Here is a 25,147-nt window from a genome sequence, read left to right as displayed (position 1 = left end):
TTACAGGCCTAAAAATGCTTTTACTTTTAACACACTACTTGGTATTGAGTCAAAGCTGTGCTTTTAGAATGACATCAAATCTTTATTTTTGAACCTGATTTTAATATCCTGAGCCCGCCAAACAGGATAAAAGCGTTTTACATCATACTATTCCGTGTTATGCAAAACCGTCCACGCAGGGAAGCATTGAACCTGGAAACCGTTGTTGAGCACGGATTTTGTGGAAAATCTGCGGGTGAAAGACAAGGCACAGTTCGCAAGCGATAGCCGTAGCCCCTGGCAAGAGCTGTAACGTAGTATTTCGTGCGCAGATTTATCCACAAAACCGTGAAGCAAGGTATAGTCACCCGACAGGTGACAAGCATTTACGCTTATTATATTCTGTCACTTATAGTGTTTTATAGCGCTTAACTGCGGTTACCAGATTAAACTATTCAGTGCGCAAAGCGTCAAGCGGCTGTAGTCTGGCTGCTTTCATCGCTGGCACAACTCCTGCCAGAAGACCGATTAACAAAGACACGGCAAATGCTGCCATAATATATACCCAGGCTAACTGTACAGGTAAACCAGGCACAACAAAACCAATAAGCTGCACAATCAAAATCCCCAACCCGACACCGATAACACCGCCAACAAGACTTAGCACTAAAGCTTCAAATAAAAATAGCATAAAAATGGTATTTTGCTCAGCACCAACAGCACGCAATAAGCCGATTTCAGAAATACGCTCGGTAACAGCGATGGTCATAATAGTTAAAATCCCTACCGAACCTACCAGCAATGAAATCCCCCCTAAAGCCGCCACAGACAAGGTTAATATATTTAAAATAGAGTCCATGCTTTTGAGCATCTGGTCCTGCGTAATCAGACTAAAATCTTCGCCACCATGCCGGGTAATTAATAAACGTGTAATGGATTTTTCTATACTGCTTGCCGCTGTATTACTCTTATATAAAACATCAATTTCCATGACACTTTCCCGATCAAACAAAGCCAGGGCTTTTGCAGTTGGAATATAAATCGTATCATCCATATCAAAACCCATCATCTGGCCTTTTTTCTCCATAACACCCAGCACACGAAAACGGTCACTACCAATGCGGATACGCTGCCCCAATGGGTTTCTTCCCGCAAATAGCTCGGCTGCCAGCTTATGTCCCAATACGGCAAATGCGCGTGGATTAGCTTGTTCATGTGCGGGTAAAAATCGTCCGCTGGCAATATTTATTTTCCACACCTCAGGCACGGAGGGGCCGACTCCCAGCACCGTCGTACGTCGCTGTTTATTGCCTGCTTCTATTCGTGCATTACCCTGAACCAGCGGCAATGTAGCAAGAATATTATCCAGGTTAGCAATACCGAGTGCATCATCAATTGTTAAAGGACGCACTGTACTGATAGTTGCACCGGACAGGCCTAGAGTTGTCGTTTTCCCAGGAAATACAGCGATTAAATTGGTACCGAACTGGGTAAATTCGGCTAGTACATAAGTATGAATACCGCGTCCTATCGAGGTTAAAATAATCACTGCAGCAATACCGATAATCAGGCCTAACGCTGTTAAGCTCGAGCGTAACTTATGACTGATAACAGATCGATACGCATGACTAATTAAATCGCTAAAACGCATAAGTACCTCATATTTAGAAGCAGGCATGACATAAATTCGCCAACTGACGAATGATGAGTAAGATTATCCAGCGTTGATAACGTAACTCAACCTACTTGTGACACTTTGTGTGTAATAAAAACATTCCTTAACTTAATGATAGCAAATACCCTGCATATAAACTCATACTGAAACGCTGGAATTTGATCAATACACCTTATTTCAACGTTTATTCAAAGCTGTTACAGCGTCCATATCAGCAGCCTTTCTCGCTGGTAATACACCAAATATCAAGGCAGTTAGCAAGGCGACTGCCAGAGCCGCCCAGATAGCCCAGACGGGCAAAAATAATGGAAAATTTGGATAGACTGCCTGTAAGAGTACTAATACTATTTTCCCCAGCAACATACCTGACACCGCCCCGGCGACTGAAAGAATCACTGCTTCCATCAAAAACAGGCTTATTAACTGCCGCCTGGTTGCGCCTAGTGCTTTTAATAAACCAATTTCAGCCGTTCTCTGCGTAACACTTACCCACATCACATTCATCACCAGGATTCCAGCCACGGCTAAACTAATACTGGCAATACTGGCAACCGTTAAGGTCAGTGCCGTCAGAATATCATCGAAGGTACTGACCACACTGTCCTGGGTAATCAGGGTCACATCATCTTCGCCTTCATGACGTGCCTTGATTATCTCTCTGATTTCATCAACAGCCTTATACATGCCCTGTTTTGATTTTGCTTCTACTAAAATTCTGAACAATGAATAACGATTAAATAACGTTTGCGCCGACGCAACAGGAATAATCACCATATCATCAAAGTCTACGCCAATAGATTCTCCCTCGGAAGCCAGCACACCGATGACTCGGTAACGTCGATCACTAATGCGCAGCCACTGTCCCAGTGCCTGTTGCTGAGCAAACATTTCATCTTTAATCGTCTGTCCTATGACACAGACAGGGAGCGCTTGATCAGCATCGGTTTCAGGTAAGAATCGCCCTTGCGCCATGCTTAAATGACGTACTTCACGAAATGCAGCCGTGGAGCCAATAATGGTAGCTTCCCGCTCCAGGCCTTTTATCGAAACTGGCGCAGCACCGATACTCACTGGGGCTATCGCAGCTATATGACGACTACTGGACAAAGCTTGTGCATCAGCCAGGGTTAAATCCCTCGGCGTTTCTCCAAAAATAGGCGGGTGCCCACCCGTTGTTTCACTTCGACCTGGTAAAACAATAATTAAATGCGTACCCAAAGTCTGAAATTCATTCACGATATAGCGTCTTGCACTTTCGCCCAGAGCCGTTAACACGGTCACTGAAGTAATACCGATACTCATAGCTAAAACAATCAGCAGCACTCGAACGGGTTGAGTCCTGATCGCAGCATAGGCCTGGTTTACAGTATCGCTAAAGGTCATGATTTGTCATGCCAGGCAGCTAAAAAAACTATAGAAAGTGCCGGCGCAGGAGGTGCATTATCCACAGTTGATACGCTTCGTTCCTCAGCACATCCTATGCATTGTAAATAAAGTCTTTTTCCTGCAGTCATTGTAGTTTTCCATCTATCAAATGGATACAGCGTTGTGCACGATCACCTATTGTTTGATCATGAGTAATAGTAATCAGAGTAACTTGTTGCTGATTCAGCTTTTCTAGTAAGGCGATAATTTCCTGGCCGGTCTTGCTGTCAAGATTGCCCGTCGGTTCATCAGCTAATAATATTTCCGGGCGCATTATCATCGCACGGGCAATGGCAACCCGCTGCATCTGTCCTCCGGATAATTGATCAGGTCGATGCGTCGCCCGCTGCTCCAGGTTAACCGCCGCCAATGCCTCAGCAATTCGCTGTTTGCGTTCTTTAACGGCAATCCCCGCCAAAACCATGGGTATTTCGATGTTTTCTGCAGCAGTGAGCCTTGGAATTAAATGGAAAAACTGGAACACAAAGCCAATATTTTCTCTGCGTACACGCGCCAGTTGATCATCATCTAGCTGAGTAACATCCCGACCATTCAAGATATATTTTCCAGAACTAGGCTGATCGAGCAAAGCAATAACATTCAATAAAGTCGATTTTCCAGACCCCGATGGCCCCATAATCGACACATACTCACCCTTGCTAATGGTTAGATTGATATTGTTTAGCGCATGGATCAGTTGATCACCGACCTGAAAAGTACGCTGAATATTTTCTAATTGAATCATTCTTCCACACGCACATAAGCACCCGGTTCAACACCTTCTCGACCCACCGATAATACCAGCGCATCACCTTCCTTCAGGCCGGACAAAACCTCGATGAAATTCCAGTTAGCCAGTCCTGGTTTAAATTGCCGCTGTTCCAGCACACCATCTGCAGTAATTAATAACACCTGATTATTTTCCAGTACGGCTTCAGTCGGTACTCTTAACGCCTTTTCTTTGCTGGCTAATAAGACTTCTATATCAGCACTGTAACCGGGCAATAATTCTTGTAAATCTTTTGCATCACTGAGTTTAACCTCCACTTCTACGGTACGCGCCTGTTTCTCTTTTTCCAAAACATAAGGGGCAATACGTGAAACAGTTCCAGAACAACGCTTTTTTGCAAAAGCATCCAGACTCACGCAGGCACTCATACCCACCTTTACTTGCGGGGCATCAACCTCATCTATAGGCGCAGACACATACAAACAGCTGATATCCAGTAAATCTATCGGTGGTAAAGTTGGAATACCAGGCGGTGAAGGGGTCACATATTCACCGAGCTCAGCATTAATTTCAGCAACCGTCCCATCAAAAGGCGCACGTACCAGAGTGCGTTCAATATCCGTATTCACAATCTCCAGTTTTGCTCTGGCTATTTCTATTGCAACCTGTGCTGCCTGACATTGCGCTCTGTCAGCTCTTGCTTTCGTGGCGGCTCGGTCTAATTGTTCTTCAGAAATAATACGGTCATATTTTTTTAAACGCGACAGACGCTGTGAGTCTCTCTCTGTGCCTGCCGCTATTTCACAAAATTGCTTAGCTGTGGCCTGGTTCGCTTTTATTTGTGCTTTATGCAGGATTAATTGCGCCGTTAAATCATCGTTCCAGACTTTTAATAACAGTTGCTGACTCTTGACCTTATCGCCTTCCTTAACATATAACTGGGCAACATTACCGCCGATTGCAGGGGCAAGATAGGCACGGCGACATGCCTTGACCGTACCGACACGCGTATTGGCTATGCTTGCTTTAACTTCACCTTGTGCAACTTTATATTGGGTCACGCTTATACGTTCAGGACCTTTGCTAAAATAATATCCCACGGCTGCTGCAATAGAAATAAGCGCACAAATTAGTAATAGTTTTTTGTTCATATACGCCTTTTCCCTGTATTATTTATTAAGGAACAAATTATTAATCCTGAACTTGTATAATAAGTGTATAAGCTTTGCAAGAAACGGTTAAAAAAATCAACTGGTCTTACAATGATAAAAATGTATGACACCCTTGCATTGTTCCTTCTGCAAAACCTTTTTTAAACCATTGCACTCGCTGCCGAGACGTACCATGCGTAAACGATTCAGGTGAAGCATACCCTCTGGCTTGCTTTTGCAAGCGATCATCACCAATTTGACTAGCTGCATTTAAGGCTTCTTCTACATCGCCTTGTTCAAGAATTTGCTTGGCCTTTTGAGTATGATGCGCCCAAAGCCCCGCGAAACAATCAGCCTGCAATTCCAGCATGACCGATAATTGATTAGCTTCAGTTTTACTCATTCGTTGCTGCGCTTTATTCACTTTAGTGGAAATACCCAGTAAATTCTGTACATGATGCCCCACTTCATGGGCAACCACATAAGCCTGGGCAAAATCACCTGGTGCGTTATGCTCCGTCTTCAATTGCTGATAAAACCCTAGATCGATGTACACTTTATGATCACCGGGACAATAAAAGGGGCCCATTGCAGCCTCTGCATGTCCACAAGCGGAGCGAACGGTATTGGTGAATAAAACCAGTTTAGGCTCCTGATAACGTATTCCCTGTTGTTGAAAAAGCATATTCCAGGTATCTTCGGTATCCGCCAGAACAACACCTGTAAATTCTGCTAATTGTTGTTGCTCTGCTGAAGGACGATAAGTAGACTGTTGCACACTAGAACTTTGCCCGCCGGTATTTTCCAGCAGACTAAATATAATTCCAGGGTCGACACCGAAATACATCGCTGCCAGGGTAATAATGATGGCGCTTATTCCACCCACTTTTCTCGAGCTTTTGCGACCTGATGCCCGTCTATCTTCAATATTACCGCTTACTCTACGATTTCGCCACTTCATGATCCGCTCTTTGGGTTTATTTCATACATTAACTGCGCTACAAAAATTCTCGTTTCTGTGCATTGTCTAAGACAATTATATTAAGCTTACTGTTTGTTAAATCATTACCTGATTACGTACAACTCACAGCCAGATTAAAAAAATTTTTAAATATCGGTATGTTAATAGTCTCGTCATTCCCGAAGTCTTTTATCGGGAATCTTTGCTTACCCCGCGAGATTCCTGCTAAAAGCATGCAGGAATGACGAATATAGCTGAGAGTTATGGATAATCAGGAATCATTATGCTATATCTAAAAAGCATGTAGCAACAAGTATGGTCAGGTCGGGAATCACGAATTACTTGCGCGCCTTACAATAATAACCACTGTGCTGGGGTGTAAATCAAAATACTCACCGATTTCACGCTGGCTATATACCCTGGTTGCATATGCTGTCATGATCGCCGAATTTCTATCTTCAGCTTGCTGGGCTATCACCGATAATGATTCTGCAAGCGCCCTTTTTTTCTTTTTTGGGATATTCCAGTCATCTTGGCTTATTTCAATCTTGTCTTGCATAGCCGACACAAACTCTTCATCACCCAAATATATCTGGCCTTTCAATTCAGACTATAGATCAATATTCTGCCCAACGCCTTCAAGAACAAATTTATGCGCTTCATCGATCATCGCCAGATAACTACTCCAGGGCCAATCTTCAATATTTTGTACCATGCCTTTTGCCCGAAGTGGATTCAGTACAACATAACGAGAAAGTTCATGAAGGTAGCCATCCTTATCAACAAGGATGGCTTTGTAACGCCCCTGAAATAAGTGAATATAACTGAAGTCAGAGTAAACTTAAATTATTGATAGCCCGTTAGTTCCACATAACCCTGCCCGTTAATACCCTGCTCGTACTTTTTGCCTGTCACCCTCACTGCTCCCTCCCAGTAACGATATCTGACATTGAGTTCCTGATCGTTGATTAAAGGCGTGATATCCAGTTCAAGTCCTAACTTTGGAACGGACAAATGCCATTTTGCCGGGTAAGTAATATGAGTATGCGGGCTTTTCCAGTAATCCAGAACCTGAATCGCAATATCTGAAAAATTTAAGCTTATTTTGGAACCATCGGCATTAAATACAGCTCCGGCGTCATTAATGTCCTGCATTCCATCCTTACGTCTAAAACGATAAAACATGAGCTCGCTGGAATCGGACAATTGCAGTGCAAACCAATCCCACCCTGCTTGCTGTGCCGATAATGAAGCACTGCTCCACTCTCTGTCCATCCAGCTTGAACCGGTGACATCAAATGACTGTTGATTAACCTGAATACTGCCGGTCGTTGCCATTCGGGTATAAGAGTAATAATACGAGGCATTACCTGGCTCTGCGTTTTTTTGACTAAAACCATCAACGCCTTGCAAGGCAATTTTTTTCTCTGACTTGAGGTCTAGAGAAATGGCAACATCATCCATTCTAGCCTCTAAATGAATGCCTGAACCGAGCTCTTCGCCCGCTTCAGCATGCCAGTCATATAACCAGACATGATATTTTTCTGCTTCCGCGCCAGCCAGATTATTCCCGGCACGACTAAAGCGTTCATCGGCATAAAACCTGTTATCTTGCACATCAGTCAAGGCAAAATGTGCCATATATACCTGGTTATTACGCCACTTTGATGTCGTTAATTTTTGCTCCGGTGTCAAGGCAAAGCGAAAAAAGGTTAATTCATAACCAAATTTACGTTCTGTTGCAGATTGTATATTACCGGTAAAATACCACCATTCGACATGGTAATCAGCGTGTGCACCATGATCTTGTGGAAATACAAATGTTCTGGGCTTTAACACCCGAGCATAGGTCTCATTATCCGCTGACAAAAGGCTATTATTGCTGGAGGCCGGTTTCGATGCAGACGGTGTGACTTCTTGTTGCGCTAAAAATAACCAGCCTGACACTGATATGACAACAATAAGCAGTACGTAAATCAGTTTTTTCATGGTTATTCAGACCTCAATGCTTCAGCCGGTTTGGTCTGTGCCATTTTTGTTGCAGGCAGCACTCCGGCAAGTAAGGCAGCAAAAAATGCGAGTAGCAAGGCTTGAACAATGACAAAAGCATCCAAATGAAAAGCCATGGTCCAGCCAAATGAACGCTGATAAACCACAAAAATGAGCACATAAGCCATAACAAAACCCACTGGTACGGCAAACAAGCCGGCTATCAGCCCCATTAATCCGGTTTCAATGCTGATAATCCGGCCTACTTGCATGGGTGTCATACCTATCGCGCGCAATATACCCAGTTGCCGCGTACGTTCAAATTGCAATGCCATCAAAGCACTGAATACGCCGACAAATGCAATACTGGCGGCAAGCAGGCGCAAGATTTCAGTGATTTTGAAAGTTTGTTCAAACATCTGCATGGATGCCTGGTAAATAGCCTGTTCGGATCGGACGCTTTGATAGGGTTTAAGCAGTTGTTTGACATGCTTTTCCAGTTGTTGCCTATCGGCTTGCTGTGCTGCATAAATTCCGATACCAGTAAAGCCTAAATCTGGCCAGTATTTTTGGTAATTACTGCGACTCATGGCAAGATGACCTTGATCTCCACTGTAATCGGCATAGATTGCAATGACTTCAAAGGCCTGCTCCCCCTGGTCTGTGTGCAACAGAATTTTGTCACCTATCTTGGTTTGATTATGATACGCGTAGGGTTCAGTGACGAAAACACTGTTTTGCTGAGTAAATGCCTCCCAGACACCATTACCCTGTTGTTTAAAAATAAACCCTTGTTTGGACTTTGGATTTAATTCAAACACTGTCACTTTAGTCAGCGTCTGGTCACGGATTAACCTGGTATGCAGAACACTACTGAGCATCTCCACTCCTTCCAGCCCAGCTAATCGGGTTTTCAATATATGATCATTATCCGATTTATTGGCTGCCTGCGTATTACCGGATAAATTAACATACAGATCAGCTTGTAAAGACGTTTGCAGCCACTCGGAAACAGTTAGGCGAAAACTGCCGATCATGATGTCCATACCTATCGAGACAGAAACGGCAATCATTAATGTGGCTATCGCAATGCCGGTTCTACTGATTTCAGCTCTCACCATACGCACCGGTAATTTTGCAAAAATACTGGAAGAACGGCCTAAAGTACGCTCCAGCAAATTCATCAGCAACAAAGTAACCACTGGTGTGAGTAAGGCAAAGCCGAACAGCAGCAAAAAAAGACTGATCAATCCCAGCCTGACATTGGTGCCTGACAACAAGATAAGCAAGAAACTACAAAGAATAAACAGGAGTGCCACAATAACAGCAAAGCGCATTAATCGCCGCACATCTGTCTCCAGTTGTGAACGTAATAAAGTGTGCTGCGGTGATTGTCGAGTAGCTTCCCAGGCGGGTGTTAACACAGCCAGTAAAGTCGCCCCTATACCTAATAAAATGCCCTTGGCAATCTGCACAGGACTTAATATTAATGTGCTATGATCAATCCGAAAATAAAAAGCATTGAGGGTGCCAGAAATTATATGTAATAAGCCCTGCCCCAGAATAATGCCTAATGCTATGCCTAAAACCGTCCCTATCACTGCCAGTATCAAGGCTTCGCTGATAATGAGCTGAAATATCTGCTGCCGGGTGACACCGATCGAACGCAAACTGCCTATTAATCGTCTACGTTGAATCACTAAAAAAGTCATGGTGTTATAAATCAAAAACATTCCGACTAATAGTGAAAGCATGCCCATAGCATTTAAGTTAATTGCAAAGGCATGGGTCATTTGCTGTAGTGATTCCGCCTGATTATCCAGTGACATCAATAACAAATCAGCAGGTAAAGCCTCGCGTAAGGCCTGTATTTTTGCTTCTTGATCAGAGGCTATCATCACATCAATCGCACTGAGATTACCAACTAGTCCCAATATTTCCTGTGCGGTGGCAATGTCGGTAATCAGCAAATTCTCAAACAATTCCCTGGCTACCGCATCATCTTCAGGTAACCAGTCTATGACTCTTAATTCATAAGACCCCGTATCAGTAATAACGCTCAATTGATCATCTATTTGCAACCCCATTTTCTCTGCAGTCTGCCGACTCATCAACACCGTGTTAGGCTCGCTTATCAAGCGCAGTGCATTGCCTGCCCCTGTCCCCTGTTGCTGCTGCCAGGATGATTGAAATGTACTTTCAATCATCGGATCTATACCATACAGTTTAAAGGTGTTTTCAGACGCAGCAGATGAAACTACATAACAATTAATGACCGGGGATAACACATGTATGCCGTGTTCAACCCTTAAGGCAGTATAAAGTTTTTCATCCACACCACCATCACTGGCAACAATTCTATGTGATGCCTTGCCTGACAAGGCTTGAGTGGTCCGGGTAAAAGTCTGTAACGAACTATCCAGGGTCAGGTCAATAGCAACAACAACGGCGACACCCAGGGTAATCCCCAAAATGGCCAAACAGAGCTGCCAGGGATGCCGGTATAAAAAATTGCGGCTGGCTTTTTTAAGAATGTTTCTCATAGGGTATCAGTCACTAACTGCAGCGCCTTGTTATTGATGGCAAACACTCGATCGGCCTGACCAATGACTTCATGGCTGTGGGTCGCCATAATCAGAGTTTTCCCCGCATCGCGAACCAGCTTGTCTAATAACGCTATGACTTGTTCGCCGGTCTCAAGATCCAGATTACCGGTCGGTTCATCGGCGAGAACAATATCCGGGTCATGAATAAGTGCTCTGGCAATGGCAACCCGTTGTTGCTCACCACCGGATAAACGATCAGGATAGGTATCAAGGCGATCAGCCAGTCCCAGTTGCGCCAGTAAATCACTCACTTTATCCCGGTCATTATCACCAATCGGCTTGATCAGCTCCAAAGGCAATAACAGGTTCTCAGCGACTGTCAGTGTCGAGATTAAATTATAGGCCTGAAACACAAAACCAATATGATGACGACGAAACAAGGTACGATGATGCTCAGATAACTCGCAAAGGTTAACACCATTCGCCCAGATATCTCCTGATGAAGGCTGGTCTATTCCACTGATCAAATTAAGCAATGTTGACTTTCCCGAACCACTGCGGCCGAGCAAAACGATGAATTCACCAGCAGCGACAGACAAATTCAAATGCTCAAAAATCAGCTGCTGTTGTCCGGATTCCTGATAATATTTACTGAGTTGAGAAAATTCAACAGCGGGTTTGTTAATCATATTGAGCCAATTGATAAGTGACAGTCTGGGTGCACAGCACAATGTGCATTATTTTTCCATAGCCTCGAGCTTGCTTTTCGCCATCAAGGACATGAAGATATTGAAGCAAGAAACCATGATAATTAGCGAATAAGATTAATGACTGTGTTATCTAACACGTCATTAAAACCTGTCAGTCAATATCAGGTCAAAGTGTATGAAAAAAATTTAGGCAATTTACATAATTGTAGGATGGGCAAAGCGACAGCGTGCCCATCGGGCCATACGAGGTTGCCAAGAGCTTGTGCTATAAAAGATGGGCACTAAAAAGACGGTTGCCCAGGGTGCTTAGTCCTCGTTCCAGAAGAACACCCTATAAATTTACTTTAACTCATTTTTTCAAAAGATGATAATTTAGCCCAAAGGCCCTTTCATCAATTTCACTCATCTTTAAAACCTTATGCCCAAAACAAAATCTCGTTATCGCAGATTTAGTTCACTAATACAACTGATCGATTTTTTTAAGCCTTATAAATTACGCATGCTGATGGGGTTTTTCGTATTGATTATTGCGGCGGCAGCAGCGTTGGCTTTACCAATAGCCGTAAAATTGATTATTGACCAGGGCTATTTACTGCAGCATAGCGAAATGCAAAATCGCTATTTTTTATTACTGCTTGCTATTGTGGTTGTCATGGCCGTGTTTTCAGCAACTCGCTATTATCTGGTCATGTGGTTAGGCGAACGTATTGTTGCCGATTTACGTTCTAAATTGTATCGGCATGTTTTAAAAATGGAACCCGCTTTTTTTGAGACTACCCGCACAGGCGAAGTCTTGTCACGCCTGACCACTGATACCACTTTAGTCCAATCAGTCATCGGTGCGGGCATTTCCATCACTTTACGCTCTACCTTGTTACTTATCGGCAGCTTAATCATGTTATCGGTGACTAACCTGGAGCTTACTGCTTTAATTCTGATCATCATTCTTTTGATTGTACTTCCATTAATCTTTTTCGGGCGGAAAATAAGGCGCTTATCCAGAAAAAATCAAGACTGCATTGCCGAGTCCAGCGGCATAGCCGGGGAAACATTCAATGCTATAAACGTACTACAGTCCTACAATCTGGAGGATTTTTATAGCCATCACTTTAATGTATCGGTAGAAAATTCATTCACTACTGCAAAACACCGTTTGACGGCTAGAGCCCTGTTATCTGCCTTTGCGGTATTTACTGTCTTCAGTGGATTAATGGCAATTATCTGGTTAGGCGCGCAATGGGTACAAGCGGGGAAAATATCGTTGGGTGAACTGAGCCAGTTTTTGCTTTATGGGGTGATGGTCGCCACCAATTCCGCAGCATTAAGTGAAGTCTGGGGAGATATCCAGCGTGCTGCAGGTGCCATGGAGCGTATCCTCGAGTTATTAAAATTTCAACCGGGAATTATGTCACCCAAAAATCCGCATTCCCTACCCGCATTTACACATGACAGCATCCACTTTCAAAATATCTTTTTTAATTATCCCTCTCGACCTGAACAACAAGCCCTGCATGACTTCAACCTGACTATTGCACCCGGCGAAACGATTGCACTCGTTGGCCCTTCAGGTGCCGGTAAAAGTACCGTATTTCAATTGTTATTACGTTTTTATGCAATACAACAAGGGAGCATTACTCTGGGCGGGGTTGACATCGCCCAGGCCGATATCAAACAACTACGGCAGCATATTGCCATCGTTCCTCAGGAAACTTCAATATTCGCTACCAGTGTGATGGAAAACATTCGCTTTGGCAAAATTGCAGCCACTGATGCAGAAATCAAAACAGCCGCTAAAGCTGCGGCAGCCGATGAGTTTATCCAGCGATTACCCGAGCGTTATGATACTTTTCTGGGTGAACGAGGTCTTAGGCTGTCAGTCGGCCAGCGTCAACGTATTTCTATAGCCCGTGCCATTCTTAAAAATGCGCCGGTTTTATTACTGGATGAAGCAACCAGTTCGCTGGATGCAGAAAGTGAAAAACTGGTTCAGGATGCGCTACAGCATTTAATGCAAAACCGTACTACACTGGTTATTGCGCATCGTCTCGCGACCGTATTGAAGGCAGATAGAATTGTTGTTATGAATCACGGCAAAATTGTTGCCATAGGAAGTCATCAGCAATTGCTTGAGCAAAAAGGCCTTTATGCCAGACTGGCGGCTTTGCAGTTTGGGGAGATGTCGTGATCAACTACTCATTTTAATGATAGGCTGTTAAATTCATTTTTTGGATACCTCAGGACCGGAGCCTATTTGTTCCTGAATAATTCACAATTCGGGCCCTGGCCCCGATTTTTCTGCCCCCTTTTTTATCAATACACTGACGATTCGCATGTGTATACTCTATTTTACGACCTGATTATTTTTTTTGTATGCTTTAACAATTTCTCTCACATCATTCATTTCAAATCCATATTTTCTTTTCAGAGTACCCAGTTGTTTTGTTACTGATATTGATTCAGGCAATTTTAAGAATTTGATAATATAAATAGCAGGTACTCCCGTTATTTCTTCTACCTGCCTGAGCGTCATTGAACCATTAATTAAAGTATCCTCATATTTATGACTAGAAAGGAATGATGTTCCATTGTTAGTAAAATCACTCTCTACTGGAACAAGCAACGGGGATATGGCGAGTGCCACTACAGTAACAAGCCCAACAATACCTAATCCTACCCGCAAACCTGAGCTTTGGTTAGGCCGGCCAGTCACAACACCTCCTATCCAACGCCAATGCAACACTAAATGCAATGAAAGTATGGAAAAAAAGACAATTGATATCCAGAAATGGATACCCCCCCACTCGTGTCGATCAAGACTCCAGATTGTGGAATAGTGGCCACTACCTGGAGGCAGTACATATCGCATAAGAACACCAGTAGTTGTCAATACTATAAATCCAACGAAAGCGACGACATCGATAATAAAGTTAAGATTAACGCGTTTCATAAAAATTCCCTGGCTGACTTATTTGCTTTTAGAGTCTCTCATTTAACGGGTACAGTTGCAAACATGGAAGGTCAAAACCTGGGGCCATGCCCCATGTTTTGTATCCTGCCTTGCGTCTGAAGCGGATTCAGTACAACATAACGAGAAAGTTCAAGAAGCTAGTTTTCCTAATCAACAAGATTTGCTTTGTAACGACCTTGAAATAAGTAACCCGTCCGATTATGACGTCGGTTTATTACCTGTCTATACCCTGTTTAACGGCTAACTGGAGTAATAACTTTCATTACAAATTTGCTGCCAGGCCGGATGGTTTTGCAGGATCGTCAATGCCGATTCGAGCAGCCCGAGGCCCGGCTCGGTTCGATACCATGTTGACGCGCCGGAAGGATGCGGCAGCGGAAGCGCTTCGGAGCAGTGGCCATGAAAGTTGACAGAGTGAAGTTTGCCAATGACATCGTTGAGCCTTTTGACCGGCATTAATTGGCTAATCGCCAATTTTCCAACCGGCAGAATCAGATCGGGTTTGAGAAAATCGATTTCCGCTTGCAGCCAGCCCGCGCATTTATCGATTTCGGCCAGACTCGGCACTCGGTCACCGCCCTTGGGATTTTTGCCCGGAAAACAGCGGCACACCGCAGCCATGTAAACACGCTGCCGAAAAGTTTCTTCATTAAGCCCGATGCGATCGAACCATTTGAACAAGGTTTTACCGGCAGTCCAGGCAAATGATTTACCAAAGCCGCCTTCCTTGTCGCCGGGCGCCTGGCCAATCAATAAAATCGGCGACAGGACCGGATTCCCGGTCACAACCGGACCAGTCATCGCGGAGCAACGGTGGCAATTAGCTAATGCGGCGAGGTGTTCGCGCATATACTGTTCGCGTATAAGCATTGGACACATTGAGCTTAAAAATTGATGTCGATGCCAACCGGACAATGATCCGATCCGGTTATGTCCGGCAGAATAAAGGCCTGGTTTACTTTGTTGATCAGCGTTTCACTGGTCAACACATAATCGATCCGCCAACCGACGTTTCTGGCCCTGGCGCCTGCGCGAAAACTCCACCAACTGTAAGCTATGGTATCCGGATGAAAATGCCGGAAGGTATCGACCAGCCCGGCATCCAGGAATCTGCTAAAACCGTCAATTTCTGCCTGGGTATAACCGGCCGACTTATTATAATTCGGCTTCGGACGGGCGATATCGATTTCCCGGTGCGCAACATTGAAATCGCCACAGGCGATGAGCGGTTTTTTGCTTTGCAATTGCCGGCAATAAGCCAGAAATTCGAGATCCCAGCTTCTCCGGTAATCCAGCCTTGACAAACCCTGGCCTGAATTCGGCACATACACATCCAGCAGAAAAAATTGTTCAAATTCCGCGACGATTACTCGGCCTTCGCGATCATGTTCGGCTATGCCGATATCGTCGATAATTTGCAGCGGCTCTTGCCGGGATAAAATAGTCACACCGGAATAGCCCTTGCGTTCTGCGCAGTTGGAATAAATACGGTAATCATCGATACCTTCCAATGCCTTGTCGATCTGATCGCTCTGCGCCTTGGTTTCCTGCAATAGAATGCAGTCGGCATCAAGCTGCGCGAGCGTTTCGGCAAAGCCTTTACTTTGTACCGAACGAATTCCATTAACATTCCAGGAAATTATTTTCATGTGTTGATTCCATCTGATGTTTGAAAAAATGCTTATTGCTCATCAAACAATAGCCGCGGCAGAGCCAATTGAAATCTGTGACAACCTTACCCAGTATATTCAGAAAAATTAGTCGATCTCCATCACCATCACCATCACCATCATAGATATCTTCACGTCGATCACCTCGCGAGGTAAACTGATATAAAGCATTAGGATATTCAAGTCTGAGAGGTTTAGCCATGTTTGAAAATATACCCTAAACAATACTAATTCGCAATTCGGGACCTGACCCCCATTTTTCAGGCTGGGGAAACTACTTTGGGTTGAGCGAATATTACCGACCGATACCGTTACTGGATCAATGGATACGACGACGTATCAGGATGTGCTATTTAAAACAATGGCGCAGGATACGCACACGTATTCGTAATCTGATGCGACTCGGCGTTTCCGAATCAGCGGCGATTAGGTTAGGTATGAGTTCAAAGGGATATTACCGACTTGCGAAAACCAAGGCGGTACAACTTGCTTTAAATAACAACTGGCTAAAATCGCAAGGTTTAGTCTCGGTTGAAGCGCAATGGGTGAAGTTCCATTATTCATAATGGCGATGAACCGCCCTGTGCGGAGCCGCACGCAGGGTGGTGTGGGGAGAGCTGGAGAGAAACCAGCTCTTACCCGATTTAGATACCTTTACTTGAGAACAATGTAGATTGGCTGGTTTTTATCAACCCAGCCTATCCCTCGAATTTGTCCAGCGGTTATATCACACATTTCCTCCCTTTGACCTTGCTTCAAGGTGTATATATTATCAGGAACAGCTTGACCAGATTCAACAAAGTATAGTCTGGGATATATATGTAGTTGATTTTCTTGCGTTCCCAGCGGCGCGGGAACTGCTATATTCTCAGTAACATCCTGAATTTTTACTTCTAGCATTTTATTTTTCTTTTAAAAAATTATTATCAAATAAATTGTAAATATGTTGCCTCAAAAACTGGCATAGATTTATTTTGGCCATTAGTAGTGGCATAGTCTTCGTTTGATACATATTTCCCCACAAAAACAAACATGCCACCCAATTTAGCTTTCTCATAATACTCTTTTCTCAATAATTTTGGTACTTTGACTTTATAATACCTAGGCTCTAAGTTAGAACGACTACGGGCTCCTAAACGTCTCATAACGAGAAATTGAGCATCAGTAGGGAACCACTTCGCTATGAATGTGTCATCTTTGTTTCCAAGTGCTATTGTACCTTGTGTACTGTATATTTTTCCATCTGGTCTTATCTTGGGCGCACTGGCTAAGAAAGCACCATCATTGGCACTAAAAGCGATTATAGCCTGCCTCCAGTTTTTTGGCGCAACCTTTCCTGATTTGAGTTTGGTTGTAAGTACTTTATGCTGGCGTTTTCGTTCCGCTTCTTCAGCGGCTATTTCAGCCTTCTTTATTTTAGCTTCTTCGGCACGCCTTTGATCCTCTTCACGTTGCTTTTCATTTTTCTCCGCTTCCATTTTCAATTTCGCAGCAAGATCTTCTTCATTTGCTTTCGAAATAAGAGATTGAGCATAGCTTTTACAATCTGATATTGGGTAAACAATATTGAAAGGCTCTTTACGGCCATCATCCGTTAGGTAATCTAAACCATTAGATTTACATAGACTAACAGGTTCATTATAACCATTCGTTCGGTTGTCTACCATTAGCTTCATCTTTGACTTTGCTGATGCAATTACCTCCTCTCTATTAAATAAAGCCTGATAAATTGGCGTGCTTTGACAGCCTGTAACTATCATAACAAGCATTGTCAAGGGAATTACTCTGAGGATGAAAATTTCAGCTATCTGCATTGTACTATTAAGATTTATCAATGCTCTATTCGCATTAGATGTACACATGATTCGATTTCCTTGGTAAGGTTTAGTATCTAACTATTACTTATCAGGTACTTTTACCCTGATAACTTGATATTTCGATATCAATCAGGCAACTTTGCCTGTCTTTTTAATATCAGGGAAAATTGCCTTGATAAGTTGATATTAGTCGGACAATTATTCCTTAATTCCATTTTATATAAAAAAAGAGTATATCCCTATGTTTTTTATAATTAATTTGTCAGGACACCTTAGGGCCTGGTCCCATTTTTCGGTGCTGTCACCAGCTTTTGCAAGGATTAGCTAAATATACCGGATAGGTACCCAGGCTTAATAGATGTTTTCACTCACCGAAAAGGCAAGTATTTTACTAAGGTGCGTATACGGCAACTGTGTTTCTTTATGCCAGGCGTTAAAGGCGGATTGAATCAATTGCATATCTTTCATTGATGTTGCTGAGCCATACAGGCCTATATCCGCCTGGCGCAATGCCTGCAATACATCAGAGCTTAATATAAAACTGTCTATTCCTGCCAATCTTAATACTCTTGGCCCTGTGTTTCCGCCTAGACGCGCACCTCTTTTCTTAAGTAGCTTAAACAACTCAACAATACTGGATGTTGGCCATAAACCTATAAATTTTGCGAAACTTCCATGTTCATCAGCGATTTCATTTATCCATTGTGCATTTATTGGCACTGTCATTATTTTTTGCATATTGCGGATTATGCGTGCGTCTTTGGCGATGACTTCCAGGTCTTCAGCTGATAATAGTTCCAGCACTTGTGGTTTAAATTTTTTAAATACGATTTCAAATTCTGGCCATTTATTTTCAACGACTTTCCAGTTAAACCCTGCTTGAAAAATGCACTTGGTCATGCATGATAATATTCTGTCATCCTTCTGCAAGCAGACTTCCTGTATAGACTTTACCGGGGGCAATAGTAATTGCAGCTGATCTTCGCCGCCCTTTCTTTTTACCGCACGCTGAAAGATTTGCTCAAAACTCTGCATGTTTATGACCATTGCTGGGTTATCTTGCGCTTCAATTTAATCCATTCATTGTGTGATTATGCTCAGCCTGTTAAATACTATTCCACTGTTACCGATTTAGCCAGATTACGCGGCTGATCAACATCGGTTCCTTTAAGTACAGCAACATGATAAGCAAGTAATTGTAAGGGGATAACATACACAATCGGCGCAATCAGGTTATTCACTTTGGGTATCCTTACTATTTGCACATTTTCATCAGGCTCACTGACAATAGATTCATCCAGAAAAACAATTAATTGCCCGCCCCTGGCACTGACTTCCTGTATATTGGATTTTAGCTTTTCTAATAAATGGTTATTGGGAGCAACTGTTACTACCGGCATTTCAGCATCTATCAGTGCTAATGGCCCATGCTTTAATTCACCTGCCGGATAGGCTTCAGCATGAATATATGAGATTTCTTTGAGCTTTAAAGCACCTTCCATTGCGATAGGGTAATGTGTACCTCTACCTAGAAATAAGGCGTGGTTTTTTTCGGCAAATTGCTCTGACAGGATTTTAATCTCATCATCAATCTGTAGAACATCTTCTATATGGCGTGGTAATTGAAATAATTCAGCCGTAATTTCTGCCTCTTTTTCCTTGCTCAGGGCAAAGCGTTTACCGACCGCCATAACCAGTAACATTAATGCGACTAACTGTGTTGTAAACGCTTTTGTAGATGCAACACCAATTTCCGGACCCGCTCGGGTCATTAACACCAGATCCGACTCTCTAACCAGGGAGCTTTCGGGCACATTGCAAATAGCTAAAGAGTACAACGCGCCTCGTCTTTTTGCCTCAAGCAATGCAGCTAATGTGTCTGCTGTTTCACCTGATTGCGAAATAGTCACTACCAGGGTTCCATCAGCAAGTACCGGTTCTCGATAGCGATATTCACTGGCAACATCGATATTGCAGGGTACGTGCCCCAATTCTTCAAGCCAGTATTTTGCAACTAATCCGGAGTGATAACTGGTACCACAGGCGAGTATTTGGATCGATTTAATCGAGTCAAATACTTCTGCCGCATTATGTCCAAAGGCGACATCCTGCAACTTATTATCAATAAACCGGCCTTCTAGTGTCTCTGCTATGGCATTTGGTTGCTCATAAATTTCCTTGAGCATGTAATGTCGATAGCCAGACTTATCAACTGCATCTGCTTTTAAGCTGCTTTCTTTGATTGGCCTTTGCACAATCTGATCATCTTTATCATAAATAATCAGGCTATGCGTTTTTAGCTCAGCAATATCTCCTTCTTCTAAAAAGATAAAGCGTTGTGTCACAGGTAAAAGCGCGGCTACATCCGAGGCTATAAAATATTCACCTATGCCTACGCCAATAACTAATGGGCTTCCCTTGCGACAGGTAATTAAGGTATTTTCATCGTCTTTACTGAGTACACCCAGTGCATAAGCACCTTCTAAATGCTGGATAGTATTTTTTACGGCTTGTAATAAACTATTCGTACTTTCCAGTTCATGATAGATCTGATGGGCAATCACTTCGGTATCCGTTTCCGAGGTAAATTTGTAACCCTGTGCTTTTTGAGTATTTCGTAACGCCTGATGATTCTCAATAATGCCATTATGCACAATGGCAACCTTATTATTACAGATATGAGGATGAGCATTTTGGGTGCTTGGCTTTCCGTGCGTGGCCCAGCGAGTATGTGCAATGCCGATATTGCCTGCAAATGGATCTGCTGCAAGCAAATTCTCCAGGCTTTTGACTTTGCCAATTTCTCTTTGTCTATGAATCTTGTTATCTGCTATTACCGCTAGCCCTGCCGAGTCATAGCCGCGATATTCCAGTCTTTTTAAGCCTTCAATTAAAATAGGGACGACATTTCTTTGCGCGATTCCACCAACTATGCCACACATTTTATCGCTCCTTTTTCACGGGTCTTTGCCAGTTTTGTATGCTGATTTGTCTGGATCTGGTTAATGTTAGCTGTGCATCCGGGGTATTTTTAGTGATCGTTGATCCTGCGCCTATGGTTGCATTTTTACCCACGATTACCGGGGCGATAAGCTGCGTATCAGAACCGATAAATGCACCGTCCTGTATAATTGTGCGAAATTTGTTCACCCCATCATAGTTACAGGTAATCGTACCCGCACCAATATTAACCTGGCTTCCAATCGTTGCATCACCGATATAGCTTAAATGATTTATTTTACTGCCCTTAGCCACTGTCGATTTTTTAATTTCGACAAAATTCCCCACATGCACCTGCTCAGATAATTCAGCTTGTGGTCGTAATCTTGCGAAAGGACCTATTCTACTTTCTGCACCAACAACTGCATTATCAATAATACAGTTGGCTAAAATCTCTACATTATCAGCAATAACTGAATTGTTTATAATGGTATTTGCACCAATTGTGACATTATTACCAATGCTGTTATTACCTTCAAAAATAACATTAATATCCACTGATATATCTTGCCCTAATGATGTAAATGTTCCACGACAATCAACTCTTGCAGGATCGAGTAGTGTGACTCCTTGCTTCATTAACCAGTCTGTCTGTCTAGTCTGAAAAACTCGCTCAAGATGACTGAGTTGTTTACGATTATTTACCCCTAGCACTTCATCTACATTTTCGGGCTGGCTGGTTTTTATTACTATGCCATCATTAACAGCCATTTCTATGACATCGGTCAGGTAAAACTCCTGCTGCGCATTATTATTATCTAAGCGGGTAATCCAGTTTTTTATTTGATCACCTTTTACGGCAAGAATGCCTGTATTAACTTCCGCAATCAGTTGCTCATCAGCCGATGCATCTTTTTGTTCAACAATCTTGCGTATCTTTCCAGCATCATCGCGAACTATTCGACCATAGCCGGCAGGATTTTCCAGCGCAACCGTTAACAAAGCCATGCTCTGTTGGGTAACATTTGCTAATAAACTATCGATAGAATGTTTTGTAAGTAAGGGCACATCGCCATATAAAATAAGCACTGTATCCTCATTTTCAATCAGACTATCGGCCTGTAATACCGCGTGACCAGTTCCCAGCTGTTCCTTTTGCTCTAGCCACTGAGCATCAAGACTGGATAATGTCTCCTTAACTAATTCGCCGCCGTGACCATAAATAATAATGATTTCATTTTCATCAATTAGCTTACTTGTATCATATACATGTTGTAACAGGCTCCGATTAGCAACTTTATGTAAAACTTTTGGCAATGCAGAACGCATCCGCGTACCTTGCCCTGCGGCTAATATGATAGTTTTTACGCTCATGTGCTTACGCTTCGCCTCTCTGCTTTTATTAATTTAAAGTTCCCACGATAATCTGCGTGGGCTGTGATACTGAAATGTCTGTAGATTCGAGATATGAAATGTTACAAAATAACCCTCGCTACTCCAGGAAGCCCTGTTTATAGGTTTCGTTTAATCGAGTACTATGATTTTTTAACCGTGCTAACGCATCATAAATATCTTTTCTAAGGCTAGCCAATTTTAATTATAAAGTACTGTTGAGGATAACTTGAAACTGTTTTTAATTTTTCAGTATTTATAAATGCAACAATATCCATGATTACTCAACACCGATTGATGCCACTAGCTGATCTTATTTGCAAACTAAATTATCGCATTATTAACCGACAGTGATAAGAGTAATATTCTAAAAATAAGCTTTAAACTTGCGTTCTAAAACAAAAAAAGCCCGATAACGAATCCGCTATCGGGCTTTTATATGCGCACGCTCAATATAAAAATTAAGAACCGCGTTTTCTGAGTCTATCCAGTGCCCTTAATTGCATCATTGCTTCCGCTAAACGCGCTTGCGCTGTTGCATAATCAATTTTACCCGACTTATCATTGAGTGCTTCTTCCGCTTCAGCTTTCGCTTGTAAAGCTGCTGCTTCATCAATATCTTTAGCTCTCATCGCAGTATCAGCAAGTACCGTCACTAAGTGTGGCTGTACTTCTAATATTCCACCTGAAACATAAAATTCCTGGTACTCTTTATCGCTCACTTTTACGCGAACTTCACCCGGGTTTAATTTTGATATTAATGGCGCATGACGCGGAGTAATACCTACTTCGCCAAGTTCAGCAGGAGCAAAAACCATTTCCGCTAATCCGGAAAAAATCTCCTGTTCTGCACTTACGATATCTACATGTATTGTCATGGTCATAATATTACCTATAAGTTAATAACTTACATTTTTTTCGCTTTTTCAACCGCTTCATCTATGGAACCAACCATATAGAACGCTTGCTCAGGTAAGTCGTCGTATTCACCGTCAATAATACCCTGGAAACCAGCGATTGTATCTTTTAGTGAAACATATTTTCCTGGAGAACCAGTAAATACTTCCGCAACAAAGAAAGGCTGTGATAAGAAACGTTGAATTTTACGTGCTCTGGTTACCGTTAATTTATCTTCTTCAGATAATTCGTCCATACCCAGAATCGCAATAATATCGCGTAACTCTTTATAACGCTGCAAGATACCTTGTACGCCACGAGCAACATCATAATGCGCCTGACCAATGACTAAAGGATCTAACTGACGACTGCTTGAATCCAATGGATCAATCGCAGGATAAATACCTAACTCAGCAATTTGACGAGACAATACAACCGTTGCATCTAAATGCGCGAAAGTTGTTGCAGGTGATGGATCAGTTAAATCATCCGCCGGTACGTATACCGCCTGGATTGAAGTAATGGAACCTGTTTTAGTTGAGGTAATACGCTCTTGCAGTACACCCATTTCTTCAGCTAGTGTAGGCTGATAACCTACCGCTGATGGCATACGGCCTAATAGCGCAGATACTTCAGTACCCGCCAAGGTATAACGATAAATATTATCTACGAAGAATAAAACATCACGTCCTTCTTCACGGAAATATTCCGCCATAGTCAAACCCGTTAACGCTACGCGTAATCTGTTTCCTGGTGGCTCATTCATTTGACCGTAAACTAACGAGACTTTATCAATAACGTTTGAATCTGTCATTTCATGGTAGAAGTCGTTACCCTCACGAGTACGCTCACCTACCCCGGCAAATACGGAGAAACCGCTGTGCTCAATCGCGATGTTACGGATAAGTTCCATCATATTGACGGTTTTACCTACACCTGCACCACCAAACAGACCTACTTTACCACCTTTAGCAAACGGACATACCAAGTCTATGACTTTAATACCCGTTTCTAAAAGCTCACTGGCCGGAGCCTGCTCAGCATAAGAAGGTGCATTACGATGAATGACCCATTTGTCTTCTTCTCCAATTGGGCCTTTGTCATCAATTGGATTACCTAAGACGTCCATAATACGTCCTAAGGTTTTTTGTCCAACAGGTACTTTGATCGCATCACCGCTGTTGCTTACTTCTAAGCCACGACGAACACCATCAGTTGTTCCCATTGCAATTGCGCGTACTATGCCGTCACCTAATTGCTGTTGAACCTCTAAAGTCAGTCCAACGCTTTCTACTTTAAGCGCATCATATACTTTTGGTAGTGCTTCACGTGGAAATTCCACATCCACAACCGCACCAATAATCTGAACGATTTTACCCGAACTCATTGTGTCGTCCTCTTAATTACTTAACTTTGTTTTGCAAGATCTAAACAGCTGCGGCACCGGCAACAATTTCTGAAATTTCCTGCGTAATAGCCGCTTGTCTTGCTTTATTATAAACAAGTTGCAACTCATCAATAAGATTGCCAGCATTATCTGAAGCACTTTTCATCGCAACCATTCTAGCCGCTTGCTCACAGGCATTATTTTCTACTACACCTTGATAAACAATTGATTCTATATAGCGAGTTAATAAATTTTCTAGAACTTCCTTAGCATCAGGTTCATACAAATAATCCCAATGCCCTTTCAATTCTTCGTTTTCAAGCTCAGTTGCTATAACAGGAATCAATTTTTCTACAGTAGGTGCCTGGGTCATGGTATTTACAAATTGGTTGTACATAACATGAAGCTCATCAATGGTTCCCGCATAATAAGCATCGAGCATTATTTTAATAATACCAACGATATCATCTACGTGCGGTGTATCACCTAATTTAGAAACCTGTCCTACCTTGTTTATCTTTAAACTACCAAAAAAGCTTGCGCCTTTGCCACCAATTGTACAAATATCAACTTCAATATTATTATTATTCCACACTGTCAGTTGTTTAAGTGTTTTTCTGAATAAATTTGAATTCAGCCCCCCACATAAACCTCTATCAGAGCTAATAGCTATAATACCCACTCGTTTTACTTCACGCTTAACAAGAAAAGGATGTTTATACTCAGGGTTGGCATGAGCCAGATGCTTGATGATCTGGCTAATCTTTTTTGAGTAGGGACGCGTAGCATTCATTCTGTCTTTTGTTTTACGCATTTTACTCGCAGCGACCATTTCCATAGCGCGAGTGATTTTTTGAGTATTTTTGATACTCGCAATCTGGGTGCGTATTTCTTTACCAACAGCCATTAG

Annotated in this window: 23 protein-coding genes; 2 read left to right on the top strand and 21 right to left on the bottom strand. The window is 42.7% G+C overall.

Features of this window, described 5'->3' with window-relative positions:
• Positions 1-430 precede the first annotated feature (430 nt).
• From AU255_RS01925 to AU255_RS01885, 9 genes are all read right to left on the bottom strand, one after another.
• The gene (locus tag AU255_RS01925) at positions 431-1,630 is read right to left on the bottom strand and encodes an ABC transporter permease (protein ID WP_080523251.1); all 1,200 of its coding nucleotides are present in this window, start codon (positions 1,628-1,630) and stop codon (positions 431-433) included.
• 201 nt (positions 1,631-1,831) lie between these two features.
• Complete coding sequence (locus AU255_RS01920) at positions 1,832-3,037, bottom strand: ABC transporter permease (protein ID WP_080521307.1); 1,206 nt, start codon at positions 3,035-3,037, stop codon at positions 1,832-1,834.
• 127 nt (positions 3,038-3,164) lie between these two features.
• Positions 3,165-3,824: an ABC transporter ATP-binding protein gene (locus AU255_RS01915; protein WP_080521306.1), complete on the bottom strand. Its 660-nt coding sequence runs from the start codon at positions 3,822-3,824 to the stop codon at positions 3,165-3,167.
• The gene (locus AU255_RS01910) at positions 3,821-4,960 is read right to left on the bottom strand and encodes an efflux RND transporter periplasmic adaptor subunit (RefSeq protein ID WP_080521305.1); all 1,140 of its coding nucleotides are present in this window, start codon (positions 4,958-4,960) and stop codon (positions 3,821-3,823) included. The genes AU255_RS01915 and AU255_RS01910 overlap by 4 nt, the downstream gene beginning before the upstream one ends.
• A 106-nt stretch (positions 4,961-5,066) precedes the next feature.
• Positions 5,067-5,921: a KPN_02809 family neutral zinc metallopeptidase gene (ypfJ, locus tag AU255_RS01905; protein ID WP_080521304.1), complete on the bottom strand. Its 855-nt coding sequence runs from the start codon at positions 5,919-5,921 to the stop codon at positions 5,067-5,069.
• A 331-nt stretch (positions 5,922-6,252) separates the two neighbouring features.
• Positions 6,253-6,525 (bottom strand): hypothetical protein, encoded by a 273-nt coding sequence (locus AU255_RS01900; protein ID WP_080521303.1) that lies wholly within the window; start codon positions 6,523-6,525, stop codon positions 6,253-6,255.
• 242 nt (positions 6,526-6,767) lie between these two features.
• Positions 6,768-7,910 carry a lipocalin-like domain-containing protein gene (locus tag AU255_RS01895; protein ID WP_080521302.1) on the bottom strand — a complete coding sequence of 381 codons (1,143 nt, stop codon included), beginning with the start codon at positions 7,908-7,910 and terminating at the stop codon, positions 6,768-6,770.
• 2 nt (positions 7,911-7,912) lie between these two features.
• Positions 7,913-10,453, bottom strand: a complete 2,541-nt coding sequence (locus AU255_RS01890; protein ID WP_080521301.1) for an FtsX-like permease family protein — start codon at positions 10,451-10,453, stop codon at positions 7,913-7,915.
• Positions 10,450-11,145, bottom strand: a complete 696-nt coding sequence (locus AU255_RS01885) for an ABC transporter ATP-binding protein (protein ID WP_080521300.1) — start codon at positions 11,143-11,145, stop codon at positions 10,450-10,452. Before AU255_RS01885 ends, AU255_RS01890 begins: the two co-directional genes overlap by 4 nt.
• 439 nt (positions 11,146-11,584) lie before the next feature.
• Between AU255_RS01885 and AU255_RS01880 the strand changes: the two genes are divergently transcribed.
• Entirely contained in the window at positions 11,585-13,351 is a 1,767-nt protein-coding gene (locus AU255_RS01880) for an ABC transporter transmembrane domain-containing protein (RefSeq protein WP_080521299.1), read from the top strand.
• 156 nt (positions 13,352-13,507) lie between these two features.
• Here AU255_RS01880 and AU255_RS01875 read toward each other — a convergent pair whose 3' ends face one another.
• The 4 genes from AU255_RS01875 to AU255_RS01860 form a co-directional block, all read right to left on the bottom strand.
• Positions 13,508-14,113, bottom strand: a complete 606-nt coding sequence (locus tag AU255_RS01875) for a DUF4405 domain-containing protein (protein ID WP_080521298.1) — start codon at positions 14,111-14,113, stop codon at positions 13,508-13,510.
• A gap of 261 nt (positions 14,114-14,374) precedes the next feature.
• Entirely contained in the window at positions 14,375-14,983 is a 609-nt protein-coding gene (locus AU255_RS01870; protein WP_198942516.1) for a uracil-DNA glycosylase family protein, read from the bottom strand.
• A 35-nt stretch (positions 14,984-15,018) separates the two neighbouring features.
• The gene (locus AU255_RS01865; RefSeq protein WP_080521297.1) at positions 15,019-15,783 is read right to left on the bottom strand and encodes an exodeoxyribonuclease III; all 765 of its coding nucleotides are present in this window, start codon (positions 15,781-15,783) and stop codon (positions 15,019-15,021) included.
• Positions 15,758-16,006, bottom strand: a complete 249-nt coding sequence (locus tag AU255_RS01860) for a hypothetical protein (RefSeq protein WP_080521296.1) — start codon at positions 16,004-16,006, stop codon at positions 15,758-15,760. Before AU255_RS01860 ends, AU255_RS01865 begins: the two co-directional genes overlap by 26 nt.
• Positions 16,007-16,028: 22 nt before the next feature.
• On the opposite strand from AU255_RS01860, the gene AU255_RS01855 reads away from it, so the two are divergent.
• The gene (locus AU255_RS01855) at positions 16,029-16,370 is read left to right on the top strand and encodes a group II intron maturase-specific domain-containing protein (protein WP_080521295.1); all 342 of its coding nucleotides are present in this window, start codon (positions 16,029-16,031) and stop codon (positions 16,368-16,370) included.
• Between the two features lie 88 nt (positions 16,371-16,458).
• Here AU255_RS01855 and AU255_RS01850 read toward each other — a convergent pair whose 3' ends face one another.
• From AU255_RS01850 to atpG, 8 genes are all read right to left on the bottom strand, one after another.
• The gene (locus tag AU255_RS01850; protein WP_080521294.1) at positions 16,459-16,704 is read right to left on the bottom strand and encodes a hypothetical protein; all 246 of its coding nucleotides are present in this window, start codon (positions 16,702-16,704) and stop codon (positions 16,459-16,461) included.
• 26 nt (positions 16,705-16,730) lie between these two features.
• Complete coding sequence (locus tag AU255_RS01845) at positions 16,731-17,666, bottom strand: hypothetical protein (protein ID WP_080521293.1); 936 nt, start codon at positions 17,664-17,666, stop codon at positions 16,731-16,733.
• A 306-nt stretch (positions 17,667-17,972) separates the two neighbouring features.
• Positions 17,973-18,656, bottom strand: coding sequence for a DNA-3-methyladenine glycosylase I (locus tag AU255_RS01840; RefSeq protein WP_080521292.1), 684 nt, complete (start codon positions 18,654-18,656; stop codon positions 17,973-17,975).
• Between the two features lie 77 nt (positions 18,657-18,733).
• A complete protein-coding gene (glmS, locus tag AU255_RS01835) occupies positions 18,734-20,563 on the bottom strand; it encodes a glutamine--fructose-6-phosphate transaminase (isomerizing) (RefSeq protein WP_080521291.1) in 1,830 nt (609 codons plus the stop codon).
• A 1-nt stretch (position 20,564) separates the two neighbouring features.
• Entirely contained in the window at positions 20,565-21,935 is a 1,371-nt protein-coding gene (glmU, locus tag AU255_RS01830) for a bifunctional UDP-N-acetylglucosamine diphosphorylase/glucosamine-1-phosphate N-acetyltransferase GlmU (protein WP_080521290.1), read from the bottom strand.
• A 479-nt stretch (positions 21,936-22,414) separates the two neighbouring features.
• Entirely contained in the window at positions 22,415-22,837 is a 423-nt protein-coding gene (locus AU255_RS01825; RefSeq protein WP_080521289.1) for a F0F1 ATP synthase subunit epsilon, read from the bottom strand.
• Between the two features lie 23 nt (positions 22,838-22,860).
• Positions 22,861-24,237 (bottom strand): F0F1 ATP synthase subunit beta, encoded by a 1,377-nt coding sequence (gene atpD, locus AU255_RS01820; protein WP_080521288.1) that lies wholly within the window; start codon positions 24,235-24,237, stop codon positions 22,861-22,863.
• A gap of 40 nt (positions 24,238-24,277) precedes the next feature.
• Entirely contained in the window at positions 24,278-25,144 is an 867-nt protein-coding gene (gene atpG, locus AU255_RS01815; protein ID WP_080521287.1) for a F0F1 ATP synthase subunit gamma, read from the bottom strand.
• Positions 25,145-25,147: the final 3 nt, after the last annotated feature.

It is taken from the genome of Methyloprofundus sedimenti (genome assembly GCF_002072955.1).
Lineage (GTDB): Bacteria > Pseudomonadota > Gammaproteobacteria > Methylococcales > Methylomonadaceae > Methyloprofundus > Methyloprofundus sedimenti.
This window is presented reverse-complemented; position numbering and strand designations above follow the sequence as displayed.